The organism is Rhizobium sp. BK316 (assembly GCF_014193695.1).
In the GTDB taxonomy this organism is placed as follows: domain Bacteria; phylum Pseudomonadota; class Alphaproteobacteria; order Rhizobiales; family Rhizobiaceae; genus Rhizobium.
Window position 1 is genome coordinate 961,714 of record NZ_JACHZR010000001.1, and the last position, 22,807, is coordinate 984,520.

A 22,807-nucleotide genomic window follows, 5' to 3' on the forward strand; every position below is an offset into this window, starting at 1 on the left:
AACGGCGCGAAGGAGACGCGCCAATTTGGGAGGAGAGCCAATGATGAAGCGTCTAATGGTGGCAACCAGCCTTGCCACACTCTGCCTGGTTTCGACAGCTTCGGCTGCCGAAAAGATCGAAATGTGGGTCCGCACCGGTATCGGCGATTCCTTCAAGAAGGTTGTCGAGGCCTATAATGCGAGCCATGAAAACCAGGTCGTTACCACAGAAGTGCCCTTCGGCGAACTAGTGCAGAAATACGCAACCGCAATCGCCGGCGGCCAAGCGCCCGATGCCCTGTCGATGGACCTGATCTACACCCCGGCCTTCGCGGCGGCCGGTCAGCTCGAAGACCTGACCGACTGGGCCAAGAGCCTGCCCTATTTCAATTCGCTGTCGCCGTCGCATGTCAAGCTCGGCACCTATCAGGACAAGATCTACGGCCTGCCGCTTTCAGTCGAAACCTCTGTCTTCGCCTGGAACAAGGACCTCTACAAGAAGGCCGGCCTCGACCCCGAAAAGGCGCCCACGACCTGGGAGGAAATCGAAGCCAATGCCGAGAAGATCCGCAAGCTCGGTGATGACACCTACGGCTTCTACTTCTCCGGTGGCGGCTGCGGCGGCTGCATGATCTTCACCTTCACGCCGCTCGTCTGGGGTGCGGGTGTCGATATCCTCTCGGAGGATGGCAAGACCGCAACGCTCGATACGCCGCAGATGCGCAAGGCCGTCGGCTACTATCGTGACATGGTCAAGAAGGACCTCGTTCCGGCGAGTGCCGCGAGCGACAACGGCACGAACTTCCTGACCTTCACCAATGGCAAGATCGGCCAGCAGAGCCTTGGTGCCTTCGCCATCGGTACGCTCGTCACGCAATATCCTGATATCAACTTCGGCGTGACGCTGATCCCAAGCGTTGATGGCAAGGCATCGTCCTTTGCCGGCGGCGACAATTTCGTCATCACCAAGGGCACGAAGAAGCTCGATGCCGTCAAGGAATTCCTCGAATATATCTATTCGATGGATGGCCAGAAGGTCATGGCGAAATATGGAAGCCTGCCGACGCGTGGCGATATTGCCGACCAGGTGCTTGCCGGGCTCGATCCGCGCATGCAGGTGGGCCTGAAGGCAATCTCCGTTGCCAAGACACCCTATACGCTGCAGTTCAACGATCTGATCAATAGCGCGAACGGACCTTGGGCAACCTTCACCAACGCCGCGATCTTCGGCGATGACGTCGATGGCGCGTTCTCGAATGCCCAATCCGAGATGCAGTCCATCATCGACAGCGGCCAATAACTCTCCCGGCCGTGGCCGGGGGACGGTGGCAGTTCCCCGGCCGATCCACAGACTGATCATTCGTAAGATGCGGAGGTTTCGATGACCGGTTCCGGTCCGCAGCGCACGCGCGCTGTCCGAAAACGGCGGCGAAGGTCGCAATGGCGCGGCTTTCTTTATATCGCGCCCGCCATGGCGCTCGTCATTGTCTTCTTCGTCATGCCTGTGCTGTTCACCGGCTGGATGAGCCTGCACAACTGGCCGCTGATGGGTGCGGCGCGCTGGATCGGCTTTGCCAACTATATCCGCATGTGGAACGATAGCCGCTTCATGGCGGCCTTGAACTTCACCGCCTACTATACGGTCATCGTGACCATCGCGATCTTCGCAGTCGCCTTCCCGCTGGCGATCTTCGTCGAGAAGGAGCGACGCTTCGTCAGCACCTACCGAACGATCATCTTCCTGCCCGTCGTGGTCGGCCTGGCGACAGCGTCGCTGCTTTGGGTCTGGCTTGCCAATGTCGACAGCGGTTTTGTCGGCCCGGCCCTTCGCGCACTCGGCCTCGTCGAGCGAAGCCCCAATATCATGGCGAGCTTCGATACCGCTTTTGCAACCATCATCGTCATGGTCGTCTGGAAGATCGCCGGCTTTACGATGATCATCCTGTTGACCGGGCTTCAGGCCATTCCGTCCGAGTTGACGGAGGCAGCCCGCATCGATGGCGCCGGGCGCTGGCAGCGCTTTCGACATCTCACCCTGCCGCTGATGCGAAAGACGATTGCGCTGGCGCTGATCGTCTCGGTCACCGGCTCGATCCTCGCCTTCGACCAGTTCTACATCATGACCTCGGGCGGACCGCAGAACAAGATGATCTCCGTCGTCTACTACATCTTCAATCAGTCCTTCGTGTCCTTCAATCTGGGCTACGGATCCGCCCTTTCGATCGTCCTTCTGGCGATCCTCGTTGCGATCTCCGTCGTCCAGCTCTGGCTGCTGCGTGTCGGAGAGGAACGCTGATGATTTCCTCCCGTGAACGCCGCGCCCGCAAACGCTTCAGATCGCAATCGGCCTATCATGTCGCCGGGATCGCCGTTTCGGTCTTCTTCCTGGCGCCCTTCATCATCACGCTGCTTGCCTCCTTCCGGCACGGCACGGAGGCAAGCCTGCCGCCGCTGCCGCCATGGCCGACGACAGGTGTCAGCTTCGATGCCTATGCGCTGCTCGACACGTTCGGCGCCGGCATCTGGCGGCACATGATCAACTCGCTCTTCGTTTCGCTGGCGACGGTGTTGCTGACGGTCACTGTGAGCCTGCTCGCCGGCTACGGCTTCTCGCGTTATCGCTTCCCGCTGAAGAACGCCCTCTTCGTACTGATCATCGCGACGCTCATGATCCCGTTCCAGTCGATCCTGACGCCGCTCTTCATCATTCTGGCAAAGCTCGGCCTCAACAATTCGCTGCTGGGCCTCACCCTCGTCTACGTGACGCTGCAACTTCCCTTCTCCGTCTTCATGATGCGCAATGCCTTTGACGCCGTGCCGAAGGAGATCGAGGAAGCGGCGCGCATCGATGGTGCGCGGGATCTGAGACTGCTGATCCGCGTGCTTCTGCCGCTGGTGCTGCCGGGTATCGCAACGGTTGCGATCTTTGCCTTCCTCAATGCCTGGAACGAATTCCTCGCCGCCCTCGTGCTGCTCTCCAGCAACGAGAAATACACGCTTCCCGTCCTGATGACGGCGGTGCGCGCCGGCCGCCTCGGCGCCATCAACTGGGGCGCGGTTCAGGCCGGTGTCGTCGTCATGACGATCCCCTGCCTGATCGTCTTCCTGCTCCTGCAACGCTACTACATGCGCGGGCTGATGGCCGGCGCGGTGAAATGATGATCTTTCAACGAAATGGATGAGCCTATGAACAAGCTGAAAAGAGACCGCCAGTTCCGTCCCCTGCCCGTACCGAGCGTCGAGCTGCACGGCCTGTTTGGCGATCGCCAGGATGCGATCTGCGATTCCACCGCCGAAACGCTGCTCGACCGCTGCGTTGCGGCCGGTATGCTGCAGGCCATTGACGTGAACCAGCCGAGCCCCGGCGTGGTCATTCCGATCGGTCCCTGGGGCGGCACGACACAGATGTTCTGGGACAGCGATCTCGGCAAGTCTATCGAGACCGTGGCCTATTCGCTCTACCGCCGGCCCAATCCGCAGCTCGAAGCCCGCGTCGACGAGATTATCGACATGTATGAGAAGCTGCAGGACAAGGACGGCTATCTGAACGCCTGGTTCCAGCGCGTCCAGCCCGGCCGGCGCTGGACGAACCTGCGCGACCATCACGAGCTCTATTGCGCCGGACATCTGATCGAAGGCGCCGTTGCCTATTACCAGGCGACCGGCAAGAAGAAGCTGCTCGACATCATGTGCCGCTACTCCGATTACCTGATCACCGTCTTCGGCCACGGCCCCGGCCAGATACCCGGCTATTGCGGCCACGAAGAAGTCGAGCTGGCGCTGGTCAAGCTGGCGCGGGTCACGGGCGAGAAGAAATATCTCGACCTTTCGAAGTTCTTCATCGACGAGCGCGGCACCGAACCGCATTTCTTCACCGACGAAGCGGTCCGCGATGGCCGCAGCGCTGCCGACTTCCACCAGAAGACCTATGAATATGGCCAGGCGCACGCGCCGGTACGCGAACAGAAGAAGGTCGTCGGCCACGCGGTGCGCGCCATGTACCTCTATGCCGGCATGGCCGATATCGCCACCGAATATAATGACGACACGCTGACGGCAGCGCTCGAAGCCCTTTGGGACGACCTGACGACCAAGCAGATGTACATCACCGGCGGTATCGGTCCGGCAGCCGCAAACGAAGGCTTCACCGACTATTACGACCTGCCGAACGAAAGCGCCTATGCAGAAACCTGCGCCTCGGTCGGCCTCGTCTTCTGGGCAAACCGCATGCTTGGCCGCGGCCCGAACCGTCGTTATGCCGATATCATGGAGCAGGCGCTCTATAATGGCGCCATGGCCGGCCTCTCCCTCGACGGCACCCGCTTCTTCTACGAGAACCCACTGGAAAGCTCCGGCAAGCATCATCGCTGGATCTGGCACCATTGCCCCTGCTGCCCGCCGAACATCGCTCGCCTGCTCGCTTCCGTCGGATCCTACATGTATGCGATCGCCGAGGACGAAATTGCCGTCCACCTCTATGGGGAAAGCAAGGCGTGCTTCGATCTCGCCGGCGCCAAGGTCGAGCTTTCGCAACGGACGCGTTACCCTTGGGATGGCGCGATCCATTTCGACCTGGCGCTCGACCGCCCCGCTCATTTCGCGCTGTCGCTGCGTATCCCGGAATGGGCTGATGGTGCGACGCTCTCCGTCAACGGCGAAAAGCTCGATCTCGCATCCGTGCTGATGGATGGTTATGCCCGCATCGACCGCGACTGGAAGAGCGGCGACAAGGTCGATCTCTCGATCCCGCTGACGGCCCGCAAGCTCTTCGCCAATCCGCTGGTTCGCCAGGATGCCGGCCGCACGGCGCTGATGCGTGGTCCGATGGTCTATTGCGTCGAGGAAACCGACAACGGCGCCGGACTGAACGGCATTTCTCTGTCAGCTGATGTTTCGCAAGCCAAGACCTCCGAGATATCGGGTCTTCGCGGCGCGGTCGCCCTCGAACTTCCCGTCAGCCGTGATACGGCCGACTGGGGCTCGGCGCTCTACCGCACCTCGCCGCCTGCCACAAAACAGGCGAGCGCGCGTTTCGTGCCCTATCCTTTCTGGGACAACCGCGAACCAGGCGAGATGCTCGTCTGGGTCAGAGCCGGCGAGGCGCGCGGTGAATAAAATGGCGGATACGAGCGTTGTGCTGACCGAAATTCGCAAGAGTTTCGGCAATCTGGAAGTCATCCATGGCGTCGACCTGACCATCGCTGAGGGATCCTTCGTCGTCTTCGTCGGACCCTCGGGATGCGGAAAATCGACCCTGCTCCGCATGATTGCCGGGCTGGAGGATGTCACCGACGGCGAGATCGAGATCAAGGGACGCAATGTCACCGATCTCGACCCTTCCGATCGCGGCATCGCCATGGTCTTCCAGTCCTATGCGCTCTATCCGCATATGAGTGTGCGCGACAATCTCGCCTTCGGCCTGAAAATGGCTAGGACGCAGACCTCGGAGATCGAGGCCCGCGTCAAGGCAGCCTCGGCGATCCTGAAGATCGACCATCTGCTCGACCGCCGGCCGGGACAGCTCTCGGGCGGCCAGCGGCAGCGCGTGGCGATCGGTCGCGCGATCGTCCGCAAGCCGGATGTTTTCCTCTTCGACGAACCGCTGTCGAACCTTGACGCGGAGTTGCGCGTCTCGATGCGCATCGAAATTGCCAGGCTCCACCGTGAGCTCGGCAATACGATGATCTACGTCACGCACGACCAGACCGAGGCAATGACGCTCGCCGACAAGATCGTCGTGCTGCGCGATGGGTATATCGAACAGGCGGGAACGCCGCGCGAGATCTATGAGCGGCCGAACAATGTCTTCGTCGCGGGCTTCATCGGTTCGCCGCGCATGAACCTTCTCGACGCAAGTTGGACTGGCGACGGCAATATCATGGTATCCGGCAACCGAATCCGTTCGCCGATCGGCGGGGCTGGTTTGAGCCAAGGGCAGAAAATTACCCTTGGCATGCGCCCGGAGCATCTGAGGATCGCCTCAAGCTCACAGGATGAGACACTGCGGGCCACGGTCGATTTTGATGAATATCTCGGCGGCACTCAGTTCCTCTATTGCCAGCTTGGCGACGGCCAGCCGTTGACCGTGGAGTATAGGGGATTGTCTGACATCGCGACCGGCAGCCAGCTCGCCTTCACCTGCGATCCCGCTTGTTTGCACATCTTCAACGCCGACGGCATGCGGCTCGACAAATAAACTCTGCCGGCTGTAGGCTGCGTTCCTGTTCTTCGGTCGGGCGCCTGCGGCATCGGCCGATCGGCACAAAACTCTCGCTGGAGGACAGCACCCGCCTGTCGCGTTGCATTGATCGTTTTCCTGGATTTCGAGGCCTCGTCCCTCAGCAAGAAAAGCGTTCCGATCGAAGTTGCCTGGGTGTTCGAAGACGGCCGCTCGCGCTCGGCCCTGATCCGGCCAGCCGCCGACTGGGATGACTGGGCGGCCGATGCGGAAGCAATCCATGGGATTTCGCGGGAGTTACTGGCATCGAAGGGCGTACCGGTAGAGCAGATCGCTCATGAAATGATTGAGGTTTTGACGGGGCACGATCTCTATGCGAGCGCCCCTTCTTGGGATGGAAAATGGCTGAGCGTTCTCCTGCGCGCCGGCGGATTTCCTCGGCATGCCCTCCGGCTCGGCAAGTCGCGTGATGCCTTTATGGCCGCGGCGCGTGAATTAACAGGAGCGGCCATCACGGAGACAGAGCTATCGAAGCTCATCGACGGCATTGTCGAGGAAAGCAAGGCGGCAAACCCGGCGCATCGCGCATTGGCGGACGCCATGCTTGAGCTTACCCGATGGAAGCTTGTCCGCGAGGCGACCAAGAAGCGGATGACGACAGGAGGGTAGAGGTCAGCGCTTGTGAAGGCTCTCGGTCACCCAGCGTGCAAAATCCGCAGCCGGGGGTGTAAGGCGGTCGAAGCTGCGGGTAACCAGCCAGTAGGCGCCGTTCGGAACCGTGAGGTCGAAGAGTTGGCGCAAGCGGCCGGCCCGGATTTCCTCTTCTGCAAAGGCTTCATCCAGGAGCGCAACGCCCTGGCCGCGCAGCGCCGCCTGCAGCACGAGACCGTTATCAGCATAGACAGGCCCCCTCGCCGTCTGGGGCATGGCGACGCCGGCCGCCTCAAACCACCGGCTCCAGCCGTCGCGGGCTTCCTCATGCAAAAGCCCATAGGCAAAGATGTCATGCGGAGAGGAGATCGGTGGGCCACGCTCCAGGAGATCGGAGGCGATCACCGGCACCGCGCGGACATCGATCAGGTGCCGGCTTTCCGTCCGTGGCCATGCGGTGACGGTGGCGCTGTGCCTGATGGCAATCTGCGCCTGGCCGGTGCGGAATTCGATCGTCCGGGGATCGGCATCGATCGATACCTCCACGTCAGGATGAAGTCTGCGGAATTCCGGCAGGCGCGGCACCAGCCAGCAAGCGGCGAAGGAAGGTTCGACGCTGATCTTCAGATCCGAAGATACTGAAGCCCCGCGGATATCCTCCAGGCATTCGTCGATCCGATCGAAGGAGGGCGTCAGAATGGCAAGCAGCTTCCGGCCACTGCCCGTCAGAACGACACTTCGATGGCGCCGCTCGAACAGCAGCTCACCCAATAGCTGTTCAAGCTCACGGATCTGCCGACTGACAGCCGCCTGCGAGATGAACAGCTCCTCAGCCGCAAGCGTGAAGCTCTCGAGCCGTCCCGCAACCTCGAAGCTTCGCAATGCCGTCAGAGGCAGCCGACCGCGCTTCATCCCATAACCTCAAGTTATCAGAAGCCGACAATAAGCTCGTTTGAAGACCACACGCAAGACGAAGAGAACACTTGGGAAAGGAGAGAAGCCATGTGGAAGAAGATCGTCTCCATCCTGATCGATGCCCTTCACCTCGTCACTTTCACATCTGATGACAAAGACAACCGGCGCCACCGGGACTGCTGAACGCTCGCGCAGCTTATCGGGATTCTCGCGCATTCATAATCCTGCACCGGGGTCTATATAGACCTCTCCTCACTTGAGAAGCAGGAGCATCACGATGCGGAAGCGCAAACTCGGCAGTCAGGGACTTGAAGTATCGGCCATCGGCCTCGGATGCATGGGCATGAGCCAATCCTACGGGCCGGCCGATGAGACGGAATCCATCGCAACCCTTCACCGCGCCATCGAGCTCGGCTGCACTTTCCTCGACACAGCCGAGGTTTACGGTCCCTACAAGAATGAGGAACTGCTCGGCCAAGCTCTCAAGGGCCGGCGTGACGAGGTGACGCTCGCCACCAAGTTCGGCTTCCGCCTGAAGGACGGCAAACAGGTGGGCACCGAACGCGACAGCCGACGGGAAACCATTCGCAGCGCCATAGAAGGCTCGCTCAAGCGTCTTGCGACCGACCACATCGACCTCATCTACCAGCATCGTGTCGATCCGGCTGTGCCGATGGAGGACGTCGCCGGCACGGTCGCCGAGCTCGTCAAGGAGGGCAAGGTTCGTTACTTCGGCCTCTCCGAAGCCGGTGTCGCCAACATCCGCCGCGCGCATGCCGTCTTCCCGGTGTCGGCCGTGCAGAGCGAATATTCACTCTGGGAGCGCAATCTGGAGGCCGACGTCATCCCTGCTTTGAAGGAGCTCGGCATCGGCCTCGTGCCCTTCAGCCCACTCGGCCGCGGCTTTCTGACCGGGGAGGTCAAGCGCGCCGAAGACTATCCGGAAGGCGATTTCCGCCGTGGCGATCCGCGCTATCAGGGCGAGAACTACGACGCCAATGTCCGCGCGGCCGATGCCGTTCGCTCACTCGCATCCTCGCTCGGCGTCAAGCCCGGCCAGATCGCGCTCGCCTGGATCCTGCACAAGGGCAGCGACTTTGTGCCGATCCCCGGTACCAAGCGCCGCACCTACCTGGAAGACAATATCGCCGCCACCGCCATCGCGCTCAATGCCGAGCAGATGAAGGCGCTCGATGAAGCGCTTGCCCCCGGCAAAGTCTCGGGCAAGCGCTACAACGACACGATCATGTCGACGATCGATCGCTGAGGGTGGCTCACGCGTCGATATCGGTCGACAGCGTGATCTCCTTTTGCGCTTCCAGCTCGGCAAGCCGCTCGTTCAGGGCCTTGCGGATCGACTGATAGGTCGTGCTGCCAAGCGCAAGCCTTTTGGGCGCCGGCTGCGCCTCAGCCGCCGCGATCATCGCGTCGGCCATCTTCATGGGGTCGCCCAGGATCTTGAACGAGCCATCGGCGATTGCCTTGCGCACCTGGCCGGCTGGGGTGTCTTCGTAGACATCCGTCTGCGGCGGTCTGACGAGACCGGCTCCGAAATCCGTACCCGCCGGCCCCGGCTCGGCAATGGTGATGTCGATGCCGAAAGGGGCGACTTCCTGCGCCACGGCCTCGATGAAACCTTCAATCCCCCATTTGGTGGCGTGATAGAGGCTGAAATTCGGATAGGCGATCTGGCCGCCTTCCGAAGCAACCTGCAGGATGCGACCACCGCCCTGCCGGCGCAGATGCGGCAAGGCCGCCCGGATCACCTGGATGGAGCCGATCAGATTGGTATCGATCTGATGGCGGATCTGCGCATCGCTCACCTCTTCGGACGCGCCGAACAGGCCATAACCAGCATTGCTGACGACGACATCGACCCGCCCCATCTCTTCGAAAGCGGCGTCGACGACCGCATGAACGGCCCGGTCATCGGTGACGTCGAGGGTCGCGACCCAGAGCCGGCCGCCATACTGCGCTTCAAGATCAGCCAGGGCTTGGCGCTTGCGCAAGGTTGCGGCGACGCGATCGCCCCGCGCCAGCAGCTTCTCGGTCATGATCCGGCCGAACCCGGAGGATGTGCCTGTGATGAGCCATGTCTTTGTCATCGTCTGTGCCTTTCTGATGCCGGTGGATCGCAGCTTGATGACAGCAAAGATAGAGAGGTTTATTGATGTGATAATCCGTTCAAATCTGCATGAGCTGTTGAAAAATACCCATGAGTTATCGACCGACGCTTGATGACCTCAATTCCTTCGCGGCAATCGTCGCCCACCGCAGCTTCCGCAAGGCGGCCGGCGAACTCGGCCTGTCGCCGTCGACGCTCAGCCACATGATGCGCAATATGGAGGCGCGCATGGGCGTGCGCCTGCTGCATCGCACGACACGCAGCGTCGCGACTACCGAAGCCGGCGAAATGCTTCTCGACAGGCTAAAGCCGGTCTTGCGCGATCTCGATCTGGCGCTCGATGCCGTCGGCGAATTCGGCGGCCAGCCGAGCGGTACGCTACGCATCAACGCCAGCGAAATTGCCGCCCGCGTGCTGTTGAATGCCGCCGTTCCTCTCTTTCTCGAGCGCTATCCGGAGATATCGCTCGATATCGTTACCGAAAACCGGCTGGTCGATATTGTCAGCGAAGGCTTCGATGCCGGCATCCGCCTGCGGGAATCCGTGCCGCTTGATATGATAGCGGTCGAACTCGGTGGCGAGGCACGTTTCCTCGCGGTTGCCTCGTCAGCTTACTTGAAAGACCACAAGCGGCCAAAGACGCCCGAGGACCTGAAGCATCACCGCTGCATCCGCCTGCGTATGCCGAGCGGCAAACTCTACCGCTGGGAATTTGAGAAACACGGCCAGGAAGTGACTATCGAGGTATCGGGCGCCCTGACCCTCGATCATGTAGAACTGATGGCGGAAGCGGCGGTCAAAGGGCTTGGCATCGCCTATGTGCCGGAAAGGGTCGCGCGACCCTATCTTGCCAGCGGCGAGGTTATCTCTGTTCTTGACGACTGGTGCCCGCCAATCCCCGGACTCTGCCTCTATTATCCCGGTCACAGGCATGTGCCGCAAAGCCTCAGAGCCTTCATATCCGTGCTGACGGAAGTCGAGCGGCGAGGCGCTTAGCCTCCCCCCGCGCATCACCCCTGCCCATTCTGTCTCACCTTTTCCGCAGCGCGGAAGCGCGCCGGCGTTAGGCCACGTCTTGCCTTGAAAGCCTTGCCGAAGGCGGCTTCGGATTCATAACCGACCTCTGCAGCGATATCTGCAACCGTTCGGCGCGTCCTGAGCAACTGGTCGCTCGCCAGCATCATCCTGATATCGGTCAGGAACGCGCCGACCGTCATTCCGGCGCGCTCGCGAAATTGCCGGGCATAGGTAGCCCGCGACATGGCCGAATGACGGGCAAGATCACCGATCGTCCAGGCAAAGGCCGGCGAGGACATCATCGCCACGACGGATTTGCCGAGCCTCGCATCGCCAAGCAATTGCAGCAGCCCCGAAGATGCGACGGGCGAGACCTTGCCTGCCCTCACCGCCATGATAAAAAGCGAGAGACAGGTGGCGGTGATGATCGCCAATGCTCCCGGCTTTTCTTCAACCGTTTCCCTGTAGAGCATGGCGACGAGCGTCTTCAGCAGCTCCTCCGACTCCTCGGCGAGCGATACGTGAAAGACGTCAGGCAGGCTATCGAGCAGCAAGGCGGCCGATCCCGGCGCGCAATCGAAATGACCACAGAGCAGGTCGACATCGGCCTCGCCTTCGCCGTTTTCGCGCAAAGGCAGCATGTCACCCACGGCGATGCGCAGAGGCTGCGCTTCGCCGCTTGGCCGCAAGCCAACGATCGCATGCGCATCTCCGCGCGGCAACAGCAGGAAATCGCCGGAGCGCAAGATGATTTCACGACCGGAGCCGAGGCGAATGAGACAATCGCCGCCGAGGATCAGATGAAACGGCAACGTACCTGCAGCAACAGGTTCGTGGTCGATATGAAACGCGCCCTGCAACTGGCAGCGAATGTCGAGCGTTGGCTGCAGGCGGGCAAGCTCGATAAGGCGGCTTAAAACATCCATGAGACGATCGCGCTAGAAAATGACTTTTTTGAGCATTCAAATTATCACGTCTGAAGGTCATAGTCACGTCCAACAGTCGAGGCAATCACGCCGTCGCTGATAAGAGAAGGAATGATCTTCATGTTGGACTGGAAGGAATATCGCGGCGAACTCCTGGGCCGGATCGGCGAAATCGCCAAGATCGTGCCAGAGACGATCAAAGGCTATCAAACCCTTTCGACCGCCGGACGGAAGACCAACCATCTCGATGCCAAGCAGCGCGAGCTGATCGCCCTTGCCGTGGCCGTCACCGTCCGTTGCGATGGCTGTATTGCCGTACATACGACCGAAGCCCAGAAAGTCGGCGCTACCAAGGAGGAAATTGCTGAGGCCCTCGGTGTCGCGATCTCCGTCAATGCCGGTGCTGCTCTTGTCTATTCGGCCCGCGTGATGGACGCTGCCGATGCCGTTGCAAAGTAGAACGTCCAACGTGAACCGCTTGCCGCACCGGCAGGGTAAACGATCCTGCCGGATCAATTCGGAGAACCGAACATGTCGTTCCCCCGCATACCCGCTGCATTCTTTGGCATTGTTCTTGGCGTTGTCGGGCTCGGCAACAGCTGGCGCGCCGCCGCTGCCATCTTGCCGGTTCCGGCCAGCGTGGGCGAAGCCATCAGCCTTCTTGGCTTTGCCCTCTGGCTCGTCCTCATCCTCCTCTACACCGCGAAATGGTTTATCGCGCCGAAGGAGGTGACGGCGGAACTTGAGCATCCCATCCAGTGCTGCTTCGTCGGACTGATCGGCGTCGCGACCATGCTGGCGGGACTTGCGATCCTTCCTTATTCGCGCATCGCAACTGAAGTTCTGGCTCTGGCAGGATTCGCGATCACCCTGTTTTTCCTGCTCTGGCGAACCGGCCTGCTCTGGCGTGGCGGGCGGGATCCGGTCACCAACACGCCAGTCCTTTATCTGCCGACTGTTGCCGGCTCTTTCGTCACCGCCATCGCGGCAGGCACGCTCGGTTATGCCGACTGGGGCCAGCTCGCCTTCGGTGCCGGTTTCTTTTCCTGGCTGGCGATCGAATCCGTATTGTTGCACCAACTGCTGATGGCACCCGAGCTAGCCGTACCGCTGCGGCCGACTCTGGGCATCCAGCTCGCCCCACCCGCCGTCGGCAGCGCCGCCTATCTGAGTGTGACGACCGGCACGCCCGACATGCTCGTGCATGCCATGTTCGGTTATGCCATCCTCCAGGTCCTGATCATCAGCCGCCAGCTGCCCTGGATCATGCAACAACCCTTCGCCGGTTCCTATTGGGCCTTTACCTTCGGCCTGACTGCGCTTTCGACAGCAGCACTGCGCATGACGGCACGCGGCGACGCCGGCGCGATCAGCGAGCTGGCGCCTGTTATCTTCGTGCTCGTCAACATCGCGCTTGCGATCATTGCAGTCGGAACGCTCTGGCTGCTGCTGAGAGGCAAGCTTCTTCCCGCTCCCGTCCGGACCTGAGAACCTGCACGGCGCTAAGCCCCTACCACTTCCTGCTGCAGATCGACCACTGCCTTGATCGGCAGGTGGTCGGACGCCATGCGGGCGAGTGGAGTGTCATGCACCTCCACGGCGGAGATGATACCTTTCCGGTTGGCAATGATGCGGTCGAGCGCCAGGACCGGCAAGCCGGCTGGAAAGCTCGGAACGGCAGGCGGCAGCGGACCGAAGGCCATCTGAAAGGTGGTGAGGGACGAGCGGTCGCCGAGCCGCCATTCGTTGAGATCGCCAAGCAGGATGGTCGGCATCTCATGCCGGTCGCTGATGAGATCGACCAGCGTCTTTGCCTGTTGCGCCCGCGAGTGGCGCAGCAGGCCGAAATGCGCGGCGATGATACGCAGCTTCCCACCGGCTTCGAGCTCTATTTCCGCAACCAGCGCGCCGCGCGGCTCCAGCCCCGGCAGCTTCACCTGGTGGACATCATGCACGAGACCCTTGCGGACGAGCACGACATTGCCGTGCCAGCCATGCGCCTTCACCGCCCCTGAGATCGGAACCGGAACGAGCCCGGTTTCGCGCTCCAGCCGGGCGAGATCGAGAATGCCCGTACGCTCGCCGAAACGCGTATCGGCCTCCTGCAGCGCGATGACGTCGGCATCGATCTCATGGATGACACGGCTCGTGCGTTCCGGATCGAAGCGTCGGTCAGTGCCGACGCATTTATGGACATTGTAGGAGGCGATAAGAGTGCCGTCATTGCGCGGTTTTGGCCCCGCACGCCAGGTCTCGACGCGCTTCTTCCTATTCTTGATGGAAGCGATGATACTGGCGGGCAGACTGTCTTTCTTCTTGACTTGCATCGGAAGGAACGCCGGCTCCATTGCTCGAAAAGCTCTTTTCAGGATTATAGGCAGCGCAGCAAAACTTGCCATGCCGCAATCACGAAAACGCGGTCAAAGATATGGGGAACCCAGCCACAGCACCTTTTCAAGCAGCCGCACGAGGAAGGGCCGCGACCACAGCCCCTCGAGCGTAACCGGCGTGGCGGACTTGATGGCATCGTCGATGCGCTCATCGATTTCGGCAGCAAAGCCGGCATTCAGCACTTCGAGATCAACCTCGAAATTCAGCCGAAGCGAGCGCGGATCGAGATTGGAGGAACCGACATAGGCCCAGGTTCCGTCGATAGAGAGAAGCTTGGAATGGCTGAAGCTGCCGGTCGAACGCCAGATGCGGCAGTAGTTCTTGACGATCTGGTCGAACTGCGCCGTCATCGCCCGGTCGACCAGAACGAGATTGTTGGCGGCAGGCACAACGATATCAACCTCCACGCCACGCCGGGCCGCCGTCGTCAGCGCGCTGATCAGCTCCCGATCCGGCAGAAAGTAAGGCGACATAATACGGATCGACTGGCGCGCGACGGAAAAGGCACCTATCAGCATCTTGTGGTTCGTTTCCACGCTCCGATCCGGTCCGGAAGCGACGACGCGCAAGAAGACCGGGTCGCCGCGCTTGCGCTCCAGTCGGTCGCCGCGCCAGGCTTCGCCGTTCAGGACTTCGCCTGTCGTGAAACGCCAGTCCTCGGCCGCGACGTCGAAGAGATCGGCGACCGCCGGACCGCTGACGCTGAAATGCGTGTCATGGGCAAAACTCCCGCCGACCGCCTCCTCGCTGAAGCCTTCGCGGATATTCATGCCGCCCGTCAGTGCGATCTTTCCATCCGCGATCAGGATTTTGCGGTGTGTGCGCAGGTTCGCATAGGGCAACCTCAAGCCCATGATGACGTTGCCGTTGAAGACACTGACGGTCACCCCACCCTCCTTCAGGTATCCGAGAATGCTCGGCACCGAATAGCGCGCGCCGACTGCATCGATCAGCACACGTACTTCCACGCCGCGCTTGACGGCTGCAATCAGCGCATCGGCGATGCGCAGCCCGATCCTGTCACGGTCGAAGATATAGGTCTCCAGCAGGATACTGCGCTCGGCGCCATCAATTGCCGTCTTCATCGCCGCATAGGCTTCGTCGCCGTTTTCCAGCATATCGATCGTATTGCCCGTCGTCAGCGGGTAGCGCGTGATGCGATCACCAAGCGTCTGCAGGGCGGCAAAACGCCGGCCGAACTGGCTGATGACGGCATCGGTCTCCGCGTCGAACTTTTCGAGCTCATCCAGATCGGCAGCAGGCAGCAACGCGTCGCGGCGAAGGCTCAGCGACTTGCGGCGGATGCGGTTGATGCCGGCAATCATGTAAAGCAGCGCGCCGATGATCGGCGAGAGGATGATGACGCCCACCCAGCCGGTCGCGGCCCGGACCTCTTCCTTGGTCATGGTGGCATGGATCGCCGCCGCTGCCCCCATGGCAATGGAGATGACGAAGAGGATATGCGGCCAGTAGGTCGACAGCAGTTGAAACATCGCCACAGGATATAGCCGCGAATCGTCTGCGTTCAATCAGTCAGCGGCTCGCTCTCAACGCGAAATTTTTCAGATGCTTAATTCGCCGGCTCAATATCGATGGCAAAGATGACCGAATGCGGCGGCAGCGCGCCATTCTCGGCGGGCTTTGCTTCCTTGCCGTAGCGCTCATAGATCACAGTCCCGGCGACCGACGGCAAGACCAGTGCCTGCCCCGACAAATTGGCGCGCAGCGCCAGCGTCAGATTCGCGACCTTCCACCAGACGGCGATCGCTCCTTCAGGCGCTTCCAGCGCGCCGCTCTCGATGGCAGAGCTCTGCTTCAGCAGCGGTACGACATAGGTCTTGCGCAACTCCAGGAGCGCGGCGACGAAAGCCAAACTTTTCCGGCCCTCCTCGTTCTCCCGCCATTGCCAGTCGAGTTTCGAATTCTCGAAGGTCGAAAGGGCATTGGGATCGGGCAGATCGGCCACGGTCCTGCCGGCCTTCAAGCCGCCGAACCCCTCAGCTTCCGCCATGCGCCCATCGCGGACCATTCTGCCGAGCTCGCCCGTATAATCGGCAAAGAAATAGAAGGGCCGCCTTTCCCCATACTCCTCGCCCATGAAGAGGAATGGGATATGCGGCGAGAGCAGGAGTATCGCCGTCAGCGCATCCAGCATATCGGGATCGGCAAGGCTTATCAGCCGCTCGCCGAAGGCCCGGTTGCCGATCTGGTCGTGGTTCTGCAGGAAATCGATAAAGGCGGTCGGCGGCAGGTAACGACGCTCGCCGACAGGCAATTCCGGCGGATCGGTTCGATCAGGATAGATGAAGCCATGCTGAAGTGCCATGCGAAGCTTATGCCAGAGCTGATCGGCGAAAGGCTTGTAGTGGCCGATGGTTTCGCCGGTCGCGATGATGTGCGCCACATGATGGAAATCATCGTTCCATTCGGCCTCGTAAGCTTTGGGAGCGCCGTTCTCATCACGAATCAATAGCTCCACGAGATTGCGCTGGTCTTCGACGACGAGATGAACCTGCCTGTCGGCGAAGGTGGCTTTCACTTCTTCGGCCATGGCTGAAAGCACATGCTTTTCAGAGGTATCATGGATTTGCTCCACGGCATCGAGCCTGAGCCCGTCCAGCCGGAACTCGCCGATCCAGTAGAGCGCGTTCTCGATGAAAAAGCGCCGCACCGGCTCCCGCCCGAAATCGATCGCCGCCCCCCAGGGCGTTTCCCGATCTTTGCGGAAGAAGCCCGGCGCATAGCTGTGGAGATAATTGCCCTCGGGTCCGAAATGATTGTAGACGACGTCGAGCAGCACCATGATGCCGAGGCCATGCGCCGTATCGATGAAGGCCTTGAAATCGTCCGGCGTGCCGTAAGCGCAATGCGGCGCATATTGCAGCACGCCGTCGTAACCCCAGCCGCGATTGCCGGCAAATTGCGCAACGGGCATCACTTCGACAGCCGTGATGCCGATTTCCGCAAGATGCTTCAGCCTCTCCGCTGCAGCCCGAAACGTACCCTCGGGCGTAAAGGTGCCAATATGGATTTCGCTGATGACCACCTCTTCCCAAGGACGGCCGCGCCAGCGTGAGTTCTGCCATTGATAACCGGGATCGACGATCAGCGACGGACCATGCACATCCCCGGCTTGCCTTCGCGACGCCGGATCCGGCACGGTGTTTCCATCCGGGAGGACGAACATGTACTCATCGCCTGCGGACGCCTCGACCCCTGCCAGCTCGAACCAGCCGCCGCCTATGTTCTCCATGGGAGCATCGTGGCCGCGATGCCGCAGCGAGATCGCATCCGCGCTAGGCGCCCAGAGACGAAAACGCGCACGTCCGCCCGCGAGCAGCTCTGTACCCCAACGCCCCGTGCGTTCCGTGATCGTGCCAGTCTTTGAAATCTGGTTCATCCCTCACTCCGTGTGACTTCCAATCAGCATCAAATTCCTGAAGCTGCGGGTTGTTCCGAACGGGCAGGAACAATCCGCGGCGCGATCGGTTGAAGGTGAGAACCAAGAGATTGCCGTCATGAACGTTGCACAGAAATTTGGCCCTGCCTTCACGCTTGAAAGCGCCGACGCTGCCAGCCTCGATCAGCTCAGACATCAGGCGGAAGGCTGCACGCGCTGCGAACTCTACAAGAACGCCACCCAGCTCGTCTTCGGCGAGGGATCTCAAAAGGCGGATATCATGCTTGTCGGAGAACAACCGGGCGACAAGGAAGATATTGCAGGACGCCCCTTTGTCGGCCCTGCCGGTCGCCTGCTCGACATCTGTATGGAAGAGGCCGGGCTCGACCGCTCGCGATGCTATGTCACCAATGCGGTCAAGCACTTCAAGTTCGAGCCCCGCGGCAAGCGCCGCCTGCATTCGAAACCCAATGCCGGGGAGATCCGGCGCTGCTCCTGGTGGCTCGGTGCCGAAATCGAGATCATACATCCCAAACTCGTCGTTGCGCTTGGCGCGACAGCACTTTATTCCCTCCTCGGCGCGAAGGTGAAACTGACCCCCGAGCGCGGTCACGTCCTCACGCCAGAGGATCATCCGCCGGTTCTCGTGACCATCCACCCTTCCTTCCTCCTGCGGATTCGCGAGGAAGAGGATGTCGCGCGCCAGCGTGCGAATTTCATTGAGGACCTGCACCGCGCTGTCCAATATCAGGGCAACTAGAACGAGTTATTGCCTATAAATATTGCAACGCAAAAATATTCCCGATTTACTTGGCAAATCCACTTGAAACCGACCCCATAGTCTGGAACCTTTTCAACAGTATCGCGTTCGAACGACGGCATGTTGTGACTGGAGATCAGCGATGGCAGAAGCTCGGGAAGAGTGGATAAAAAAACGTGCATATGCCCTTTGGGAAGAAGAAGGGCACCCGACGGGGCGAGACTCCATCCATTGGGAACAGGCAAGGGCCGAGCATGATGCGCTCAAGGGGGCCTCGAAGTCTGGAAACGGGAAGGAAGTAAAGCCTCGAGCGAAACGGGCGACCGCCGCCAAGGCTGATACGCCGAAGGTAGCAGAGCCCACCAACGGTGGCGAAGCCAAGACGAAGGCCAAACGGCCAGCGACAAGCACCAAAGCCAAAGCCAAAGCCAACGACATCGTCAAACCGGCGCCGAAACGCGCGGTTGCTCGTAAGTCGGCTCCCTGACGAGAAATGTTCAGATTTTAATGAAAAAGGGCGCTTAACCCGCGCCCCTTAAACCTTTGTGTCATAAGTTTGAATTAGTTGCGCGCTATCAATTTCGTGAAGCGCCGGCTTCTATGCGGGGGGTGACCACAAATCGAATGAAACGTCCGTCTGGACAGACTTATAAAAAGCTGCGTCCGCCCCTCGAAACGGGGAACAAGAACGTCTTCCGTCTGTTAATGGGCAAACAGGGGAAGTCGCCGTGAACAGCCGTTTTGCTAATGCCATCAGCATCCCAGTTCCGGCGGCCCCTGGCCGAGCTTTCCCAGCGTTGGTGTGAGGGATGGAGATGTCGCTTCTTGTGATCGCCGCTTTGCTCTACATCGGTTTCGCGCTGGGGCTTATTCTTTTCGTCGATAATATAGTCGGCGTATTTTTTCGTGATCCGCGCAAACCGATCCAGCTTCGTTCCTTTGCTTTGAGCCGCACTTTTATCGCTTCGCAGAAGCTGGACCAGGAATAACAAATATAAACAGCCTCATTGCGAGTAATCGGACACTTTGCCCGGTTAACGATATTTGCAGCACGCCCTTTCCCTTATGTCCGATGCCTCTATTTTGTGGACTGGACCGGCAGACCCGGCGCGGATGATGCCGCATAAGGAATGAAAGCGATTTTTAATGGCACGGGTTGGAGGCCGCTGGCCGGAAGGCAACAGCGAAATCGGAAATTTGCTGCGCCGGAAAGGTTTGAACGCAGCCGGCATCGGGTCAGTTGAAGCATGGCCGAGTTCACTCCGACATATCGCGGAAATGGTCGTCAATTCACGCCAGCCGAAATTCGTCGCCTGGGGTCCCGAACTCGCTTTCATCTATAACGACGCCTATGTGGCGATCTTCCCAGAACGGCACCCTGCTGCTCTTGGAAGACCCTTCCAGCAGGTCTGGTCTGATATCTGGCCGCAGTTCGAACCGATCGTGCAGGCAACACTTGACGGCCAGTCGCAGCTCTACAAGGAACTTCTCGTTCCGATGCAACGCGAGGGCCAGACAGAAGACACCTGGTTCACCTTCTCCTACACGCCGTTGCGGGACGACGACGGGAAGGTCGCCGGCATTCTCTGCGCCACCATGGAAGTGACGGATCAGGTGCTCGCCAAGCGGCGCGAGCGCGCTGCGCTGGACGAGTCACGAGAGAAATCCGCCACACTGGCCGTCGTCAACCGCGCCGGCGCTGCGATCACCGCAGAACTCAATGTCGACCGCCTGACGCAGATCGCCGTCGATGCCGGCGTGGCGCTGGCTGGCGCCGAATTCGGCGCCTTCTTCTACAATGTCGACGATGGGGAAGGCGGCAGTTACATGCTCTATGCGCTGTCGGGTGTCGATCGCAAACATTTCGACCGGTTCCCGATGCCGCGCAACACCAAGGTCTTTGTGCCGACCTTCAATGGCGAAGGCGTAGTACGCTCCGACGATATCCTGCTCGATCCGCGCTACGGACACAATAAGCCGCATTCCGGCATGCCGAAAGGCCACCTTCCGGTGCGCAGCTATCTCGCCGTGCCGGTCAAGTCACGCGACGGCAGTGTGATTGGCGGGCTGTTCTTCGGCCACAGCGAGCCCGCCCGCTTTTCGGAAGCGGCGGAAGCAAGCCTCGTCAGCCTGGCGGGCCAGTCTGCCGTCGCGATCGATAACGCCCGGCTCATTCGCGCCGCCGAGGTCGAAATCGCTCAGCGGCGCGAGGCAGAGGATAAACTCCGCAAACTGAACGAAACGCTCGAGGCACGTGTCGCCGCCGAAATCCTCGAACGCCAGCAGGCCGAAGCAGCCTTGCAGCAGGCGCAAAAGATGGAATCGATCGGCAAATTGACCGGCGGGGTGGCGCACGACTTCAACAATTTGCTGCAGGTCATATCCGGCAACCTGCAGCTTCTCGGCAAGGACGTGGCGAATAACGGCCGGGCCACGGAACGCATCTCCAATGCGCTCTCCGCCGTCGAGCGTGGATCGCGTCTCGCCAGCCAGCTTCTCGCCTTCGGGCGCCGCCAACCGCTGGAGCCGAAGGTGATCAATATCGGCCGCCTCGTCTCGGCGATGGACGACATGCTGCGCCGCGCGCTCGGCGAGGAGATCGAGGTGGAGACCATGGTCTCCGGCGGTCTCTGGAACACCTTCGCCGATCCGATCCAGATCGAGAATGCGCTGCTCAACCTTGCCATCAATTCACGCGATGCGATGGATGGCACCGGCAAGCTCACGATCGAGGTTGGCAATGCCTTTCTCGACGATTCCTACAGCCGCACTCATCCGGAGGTCGCAGCCGGCCAATATGTGGTGCTCGCCGTCACCGACACCGGCTCAGGCATGGCACCCGAGATCATCGAGCAGGCTTTCGAACCGTTCTTCTCCACCAAACCGGAGGGCAAGGGCACCGGGCTCGGCCTTTCCATGGTCTACGGTTTCGTCAAGCAGTCCGGTGGCCATGTGAAGATCTACAGCGAGACCGGCGAAGGCACGACGGTGAAGCTTTATCTCCCCCGCTCACTCCGGAGCGAGGATCGAATTGCCACTGGCGACAATATTCCCACAACCGGCGGCACCGAGACTATACTGGTCGCCGAGGATGATGAAGGTGTGCGCACGACGGTCGTCGAGATGCTGACCGATCTCGGCTATTACGTGCTGAAGGCCAAGGATGCCCAGAGCGCGTTGACCGTGATCGAGAGTGGCGCGCATATCGACCTGCTCTTTACAGACGTCGTCATGCCCGGTCCGCTGAAGAGCCCGGAGCTCGCCCGCATGGCCCGCGAGCGCCTGCCCAATGTCGCCATCCTTTATACGTCAGGCTATACCGAAAATTCGATCGTTCATGGCGGGCGGCTCGATCCTGGCCTGGAGCTCCTCTCCAAGCCCTATACGCGGGAGGCCTTGGCGCGGAAAGTCCGCCACGTCCTCGTCAATCAGGCGCAACGCCGCCAGACCCATCCGGTGCCGCTGCCGGGCAGCCCACAGCCACGTGATATCGTCCAGGCCAGGCTGAAGCTTCTGCTGGTCGAGGATGATGCCTTCATCCGCATGGATACTGCAGAAATCCTGCAAGATCTCGGCTATGACGTGATCGCAGCCGACAGCGGCGAACAGGGCGTCGAACTCCTGCGTACGGCGGATATAGACATCATCGTTGCCGATGTCGGCCTGCCGGGCATGTCCGGCCCGGCCTTCGCAGCCCTCGCACGTGAGGCATTCCCTTCTGTCGGCCTTGTCTTCGCGACCGGTAACAGCAACCCGCCGGATGCGAACCGCTTTTCCGGTTCCGTGCTGCTGCCAAAGCCGTTTACCACCGCAGCGCTCGACAGCGCGGTGAAGAACGCTGCCCGCCAGCGCCCCATTGCTTAGCCCCGCCCCAGGACCGTCAACGAATGGCCATCTCCTCTTTGACACTGCGGCTGTAGTCTACGGGCGAACAAGCTCGCCTTTTCCGTCTCTCTGCTCCGCTGGGGTCTGCAGGATGCGGTAACGAAAACCGATCAAAGACTGCTTTGCACCTGACTTCTGAACACGTCATGGCGGCTGGAACGACTTCGGAACTTTTTGGACGGCCAGTGGTTGAGCCTCATTCAAACCACAGGAGGCAGCCATGCCACGAGGTGACAAATCCGCTTATAGCGACAAGCAGAAGAGAAAGGCCGAGCATATCGAGGAAGGCTATGAGGATCGCGGCGTATCCCACGACGAGGCCGAACGCCGGGCATGGGCAACCGTCAATAAGGAAAGCGGCGGCGGCAACAAGTCAGGCTCTGGCCGCGGCAAGAAGGATACGAACGAATCCTCCGAAAAAGGCGGCCGCATCGGCGGTCATGCTTCGGCATCTCGGTCGAAGGAGGAGCGCTCCGCTTCCGCCAAGAAGGCAGCCGCCACTCGCAAGCGCAACGAACACCACACCCATCACTGACGGCGCCGTCAAACACCAACAACCGGCAGGCGGCCTCACGCCGTC

General features: G+C 60.7%; 21 protein-coding genes. 15 read left to right on the forward strand and 6 right to left on the reverse strand.

All coding sequences use genetic code 11. The annotated features are described in order from the left end of the window. Nucleotides 1-40 precede the first annotated feature (40 nt). The 6 genes from FHT87_RS04280 (at nucleotide 41) to FHT87_RS04305 (ending at nucleotide 6,826) form a co-directional block, all read left to right on the forward strand. On the forward strand, nucleotides 41-1,279 hold the full coding sequence (locus FHT87_RS04280; RefSeq protein WP_183799733.1) for a sugar ABC transporter substrate-binding protein: 1,239 nt from the start codon (nucleotides 41-43) through the stop codon (nucleotides 1,277-1,279). 81 nt (nucleotides 1,280-1,360) lie between these two features. Beyond that, nucleotides 1,361-2,275 (forward strand): sugar ABC transporter permease, encoded by a 915-nt coding sequence (locus FHT87_RS04285; RefSeq protein ID WP_183725717.1) that lies wholly within the window; start codon nucleotides 1,361-1,363, stop codon nucleotides 2,273-2,275. After that, complete coding sequence (locus FHT87_RS04290; RefSeq protein WP_183799736.1) at nucleotides 2,275-3,138, forward strand: carbohydrate ABC transporter permease; 864 nt, start codon at nucleotides 2,275-2,277, stop codon at nucleotides 3,136-3,138. Before FHT87_RS04285 ends, FHT87_RS04290 begins: the two co-directional genes overlap by 1 nt. A gap of 27 nt (nucleotides 3,139-3,165) precedes the next feature. Beyond that, nucleotides 3,166-5,094, forward strand: a complete 1,929-nt coding sequence (locus tag FHT87_RS04295) for a glycoside hydrolase family 127 protein (protein ID WP_183799739.1) — start codon at nucleotides 3,166-3,168, stop codon at nucleotides 5,092-5,094. 1 nt (nucleotide 5,095) lies between these two features. Beyond that, complete coding sequence (ugpC, locus tag FHT87_RS04300; protein ID WP_183799742.1) at nucleotides 5,096-6,175, forward strand: sn-glycerol-3-phosphate ABC transporter ATP-binding protein UgpC; 1,080 nt, start codon at nucleotides 5,096-5,098, stop codon at nucleotides 6,173-6,175. A gap of 108 nt (nucleotides 6,176-6,283) precedes the next feature. Then, nucleotides 6,284-6,826, forward strand: a complete 543-nt coding sequence (locus FHT87_RS04305; RefSeq protein WP_183799744.1) for a transcriptional regulator — start codon at nucleotides 6,284-6,286, stop codon at nucleotides 6,824-6,826. Nucleotides 6,827-6,829: 3 nt separating this feature from the next. Here FHT87_RS04305 and FHT87_RS04310 read toward each other — a convergent pair whose 3' ends face one another. After that, nucleotides 6,830-7,720, reverse strand: coding sequence for a LysR substrate-binding domain-containing protein (locus tag FHT87_RS04310; RefSeq protein ID WP_183799747.1), 891 nt, complete (start codon nucleotides 7,718-7,720; stop codon nucleotides 6,830-6,832). A gap of 274 nt (nucleotides 7,721-7,994) precedes the next feature. Here FHT87_RS04310 and FHT87_RS04315 point away from each other — a divergent pair, with 274 nt between their 5' ends. Further along, the gene (locus tag FHT87_RS04315; RefSeq protein WP_183727211.1) at nucleotides 7,995-8,990 is read left to right on the forward strand and encodes an aldo/keto reductase; all 996 of its coding nucleotides are present in this window, start codon (nucleotides 7,995-7,997) and stop codon (nucleotides 8,988-8,990) included. A 7-nt stretch (nucleotides 8,991-8,997) separates the two neighbouring features. On the opposite strand, the gene FHT87_RS04320 is transcribed toward FHT87_RS04315, so the two are convergent. Beyond that, nucleotides 8,998-9,828, reverse strand: coding sequence for an SDR family oxidoreductase (locus FHT87_RS04320; RefSeq protein ID WP_183725729.1), 831 nt, complete (start codon nucleotides 9,826-9,828; stop codon nucleotides 8,998-9,000). A gap of 110 nt (nucleotides 9,829-9,938) precedes the next feature. Between FHT87_RS04320 and FHT87_RS04325 the strand changes: the two genes are divergently transcribed. Then, nucleotides 9,939-10,844, forward strand: coding sequence for a LysR family transcriptional regulator (locus FHT87_RS04325; protein WP_183725731.1), 906 nt, complete (start codon nucleotides 9,939-9,941; stop codon nucleotides 10,842-10,844). A 14-nt stretch (nucleotides 10,845-10,858) separates the two neighbouring features. Here the strand turns inward: FHT87_RS04325 and FHT87_RS04330 are convergent, their stop codons facing one another. Continuing rightward, nucleotides 10,859-11,791: an AraC family transcriptional regulator gene (locus FHT87_RS04330; protein ID WP_183799750.1), complete on the reverse strand. Its 933-nt coding sequence runs from the start codon at nucleotides 11,789-11,791 to the stop codon at nucleotides 10,859-10,861. 120 nt (nucleotides 11,792-11,911) lie between these two features. Between FHT87_RS04330 and FHT87_RS04335 the strand changes: the two genes are divergently transcribed. Beyond that, the gene (locus FHT87_RS04335; protein ID WP_183727212.1) at nucleotides 11,912-12,250 is read left to right on the forward strand and encodes a carboxymuconolactone decarboxylase family protein; all 339 of its coding nucleotides are present in this window, start codon (nucleotides 11,912-11,914) and stop codon (nucleotides 12,248-12,250) included. A 72-nt stretch (nucleotides 12,251-12,322) separates the two neighbouring features. Then, complete coding sequence (gene tehA / locus FHT87_RS04340; RefSeq protein WP_183799753.1) at nucleotides 12,323-13,279, forward strand: dicarboxylate transporter/tellurite-resistance protein TehA; 957 nt, start codon at nucleotides 12,323-12,325, stop codon at nucleotides 13,277-13,279. A gap of 14 nt (nucleotides 13,280-13,293) precedes the next feature. Here the strand turns inward: tehA and FHT87_RS04345 are convergent, their stop codons facing one another. From FHT87_RS04345 to treZ, 3 genes are all read right to left on the reverse strand, one after another. After that, nucleotides 13,294-14,118, reverse strand: a complete 825-nt coding sequence (locus tag FHT87_RS04345; RefSeq protein WP_246699559.1) for an endonuclease/exonuclease/phosphatase family protein — start codon at nucleotides 14,116-14,118, stop codon at nucleotides 13,294-13,296. 93 nt (nucleotides 14,119-14,211) lie between these two features. Then, nucleotides 14,212-15,675, reverse strand: coding sequence for a phosphatidylserine/phosphatidylglycerophosphate/cardiolipin synthase family protein (locus tag FHT87_RS04350; RefSeq protein ID WP_183727213.1), 1,464 nt, complete (start codon nucleotides 15,673-15,675; stop codon nucleotides 14,212-14,214). A 77-nt stretch (nucleotides 15,676-15,752) separates the two neighbouring features. After that, nucleotides 15,753-17,582, reverse strand: a complete 1,830-nt coding sequence (treZ, locus tag FHT87_RS04355; protein ID WP_183725739.1) for a malto-oligosyltrehalose trehalohydrolase — start codon at nucleotides 17,580-17,582, stop codon at nucleotides 15,753-15,755. Between the two features lie 118 nt (nucleotides 17,583-17,700). Between treZ and FHT87_RS04360 the strand changes: the two genes are divergently transcribed. The 5 genes from FHT87_RS04360 to FHT87_RS04380 all read left to right on the forward strand — a co-directional run bounded on the left by FHT87_RS04360 (nucleotide 17,701) and on the right by FHT87_RS04380 (nucleotide 22,762). Beyond that, nucleotides 17,701-18,342, forward strand: a complete 642-nt coding sequence (locus FHT87_RS04360) for a UdgX family uracil-DNA binding protein (protein WP_183799758.1) — start codon at nucleotides 17,701-17,703, stop codon at nucleotides 18,340-18,342. A 142-nt stretch (nucleotides 18,343-18,484) separates the two neighbouring features. Beyond that, a complete protein-coding gene (locus FHT87_RS04365; RefSeq protein ID WP_183725743.1) occupies nucleotides 18,485-18,829 on the forward strand; it encodes a DUF2934 domain-containing protein in 345 nt (114 codons plus the stop codon). A gap of 328 nt (nucleotides 18,830-19,157) precedes the next feature. Continuing rightward, nucleotides 19,158-19,331, forward strand: coding sequence for a hypothetical protein (locus FHT87_RS04370; RefSeq protein WP_183725745.1), 174 nt, complete (start codon nucleotides 19,158-19,160; stop codon nucleotides 19,329-19,331). Nucleotides 19,332-19,488: 157 nt separating this feature from the next. Beyond that, nucleotides 19,489-22,206, forward strand: coding sequence for a response regulator (locus FHT87_RS04375; protein ID WP_183799761.1), 2,718 nt, complete (start codon nucleotides 19,489-19,491; stop codon nucleotides 22,204-22,206). Nucleotides 22,207-22,447: 241 nt separating this feature from the next. After that, complete coding sequence (locus FHT87_RS04380; protein ID WP_183799764.1) at nucleotides 22,448-22,762, forward strand: plasmid stabilization protein; 315 nt, start codon at nucleotides 22,448-22,450, stop codon at nucleotides 22,760-22,762. Nucleotides 22,763-22,807 lie beyond the last annotated feature (45 nt).

Excerpts from the sequence above, each read along its gene's own strand:
- FHT87_RS04310 (WP_183799747.1), bottom strand. The coding sequence starts at position 7,720 with ATGAAGCGCGGTCGGCTGCCTCTGACGGCATTGCGAAGCTTCGAGGTT.
- FHT87_RS04365 (WP_183725743.1), top strand. The coding sequence starts at position 18,485 with ATGGCAGAAGCTCGGGAAGAGTGGATAAAAAAACGTGCATATGCCCTT.
- FHT87_RS04320 (WP_183725729.1), bottom strand. The coding sequence starts at position 9,828 with ATGACAAAGACATGGCTCATCACAGGCACATCCTCCGGGTTCGGCCGG.
- FHT87_RS04345 (WP_246699559.1), bottom strand. The coding sequence starts at position 14,118 with ATGCAAGTCAAGAAGAAAGACAGTCTGCCCGCCAGTATCATCGCTTCC.
- FHT87_RS04360 (WP_183799758.1), top strand. The coding sequence starts at position 17,701 with ATGAACGTTGCACAGAAATTTGGCCCTGCCTTCACGCTTGAAAGCGCC.
- FHT87_RS04335 (WP_183727212.1), top strand. The coding sequence starts at position 11,912 with ATGTTGGACTGGAAGGAATATCGCGGCGAACTCCTGGGCCGGATCGGC.
- tehA (WP_183799753.1), top strand. The coding sequence starts at position 12,323 with ATGTCGTTCCCCCGCATACCCGCTGCATTCTTTGGCATTGTTCTTGGC.
- FHT87_RS04350 (WP_183727213.1), bottom strand. The coding sequence starts at position 15,675 with ATGTTTCAACTGCTGTCGACCTACTGGCCGCATATCCTCTTCGTCATC.
- FHT87_RS04370 (WP_183725745.1), top strand. The coding sequence starts at position 19,158 with ATGTCGCTTCTTGTGATCGCCGCTTTGCTCTACATCGGTTTCGCGCTG.
- treZ (WP_183725739.1), bottom strand. The coding sequence starts at position 17,582 with ATGAACCAGATTTCAAAGACTGGCACGATCACGGAACGCACGGGGCGT.
- FHT87_RS04330 (WP_183799750.1), bottom strand. The coding sequence starts at position 11,791 with ATGGATGTTTTAAGCCGCCTTATCGAGCTTGCCCGCCTGCAGCCAACG.
- FHT87_RS04290 (WP_183799736.1), top strand. The coding sequence starts at position 2,275 with ATGATTTCCTCCCGTGAACGCCGCGCCCGCAAACGCTTCAGATCGCAA.
- ugpC (WP_183799742.1), top strand. The coding sequence starts at position 5,096 with ATGGCGGATACGAGCGTTGTGCTGACCGAAATTCGCAAGAGTTTCGGC.
- FHT87_RS04325 (WP_183725731.1), top strand. The coding sequence starts at position 9,939 with ATGAGTTATCGACCGACGCTTGATGACCTCAATTCCTTCGCGGCAATC.
- FHT87_RS04375 (WP_183799761.1), top strand. The coding sequence starts at position 19,489 with ATGGCACGGGTTGGAGGCCGCTGGCCGGAAGGCAACAGCGAAATCGGA.
- FHT87_RS04285 (WP_183725717.1), top strand. The coding sequence starts at position 1,361 with ATGACCGGTTCCGGTCCGCAGCGCACGCGCGCTGTCCGAAAACGGCGG.
- FHT87_RS04280 (WP_183799733.1), top strand. The coding sequence starts at position 41 with ATGATGAAGCGTCTAATGGTGGCAACCAGCCTTGCCACACTCTGCCTG.
- FHT87_RS04295 (WP_183799739.1), top strand. The coding sequence starts at position 3,166 with ATGAACAAGCTGAAAAGAGACCGCCAGTTCCGTCCCCTGCCCGTACCG.
- FHT87_RS04380 (WP_183799764.1), top strand. The coding sequence starts at position 22,448 with ATGCCACGAGGTGACAAATCCGCTTATAGCGACAAGCAGAAGAGAAAG.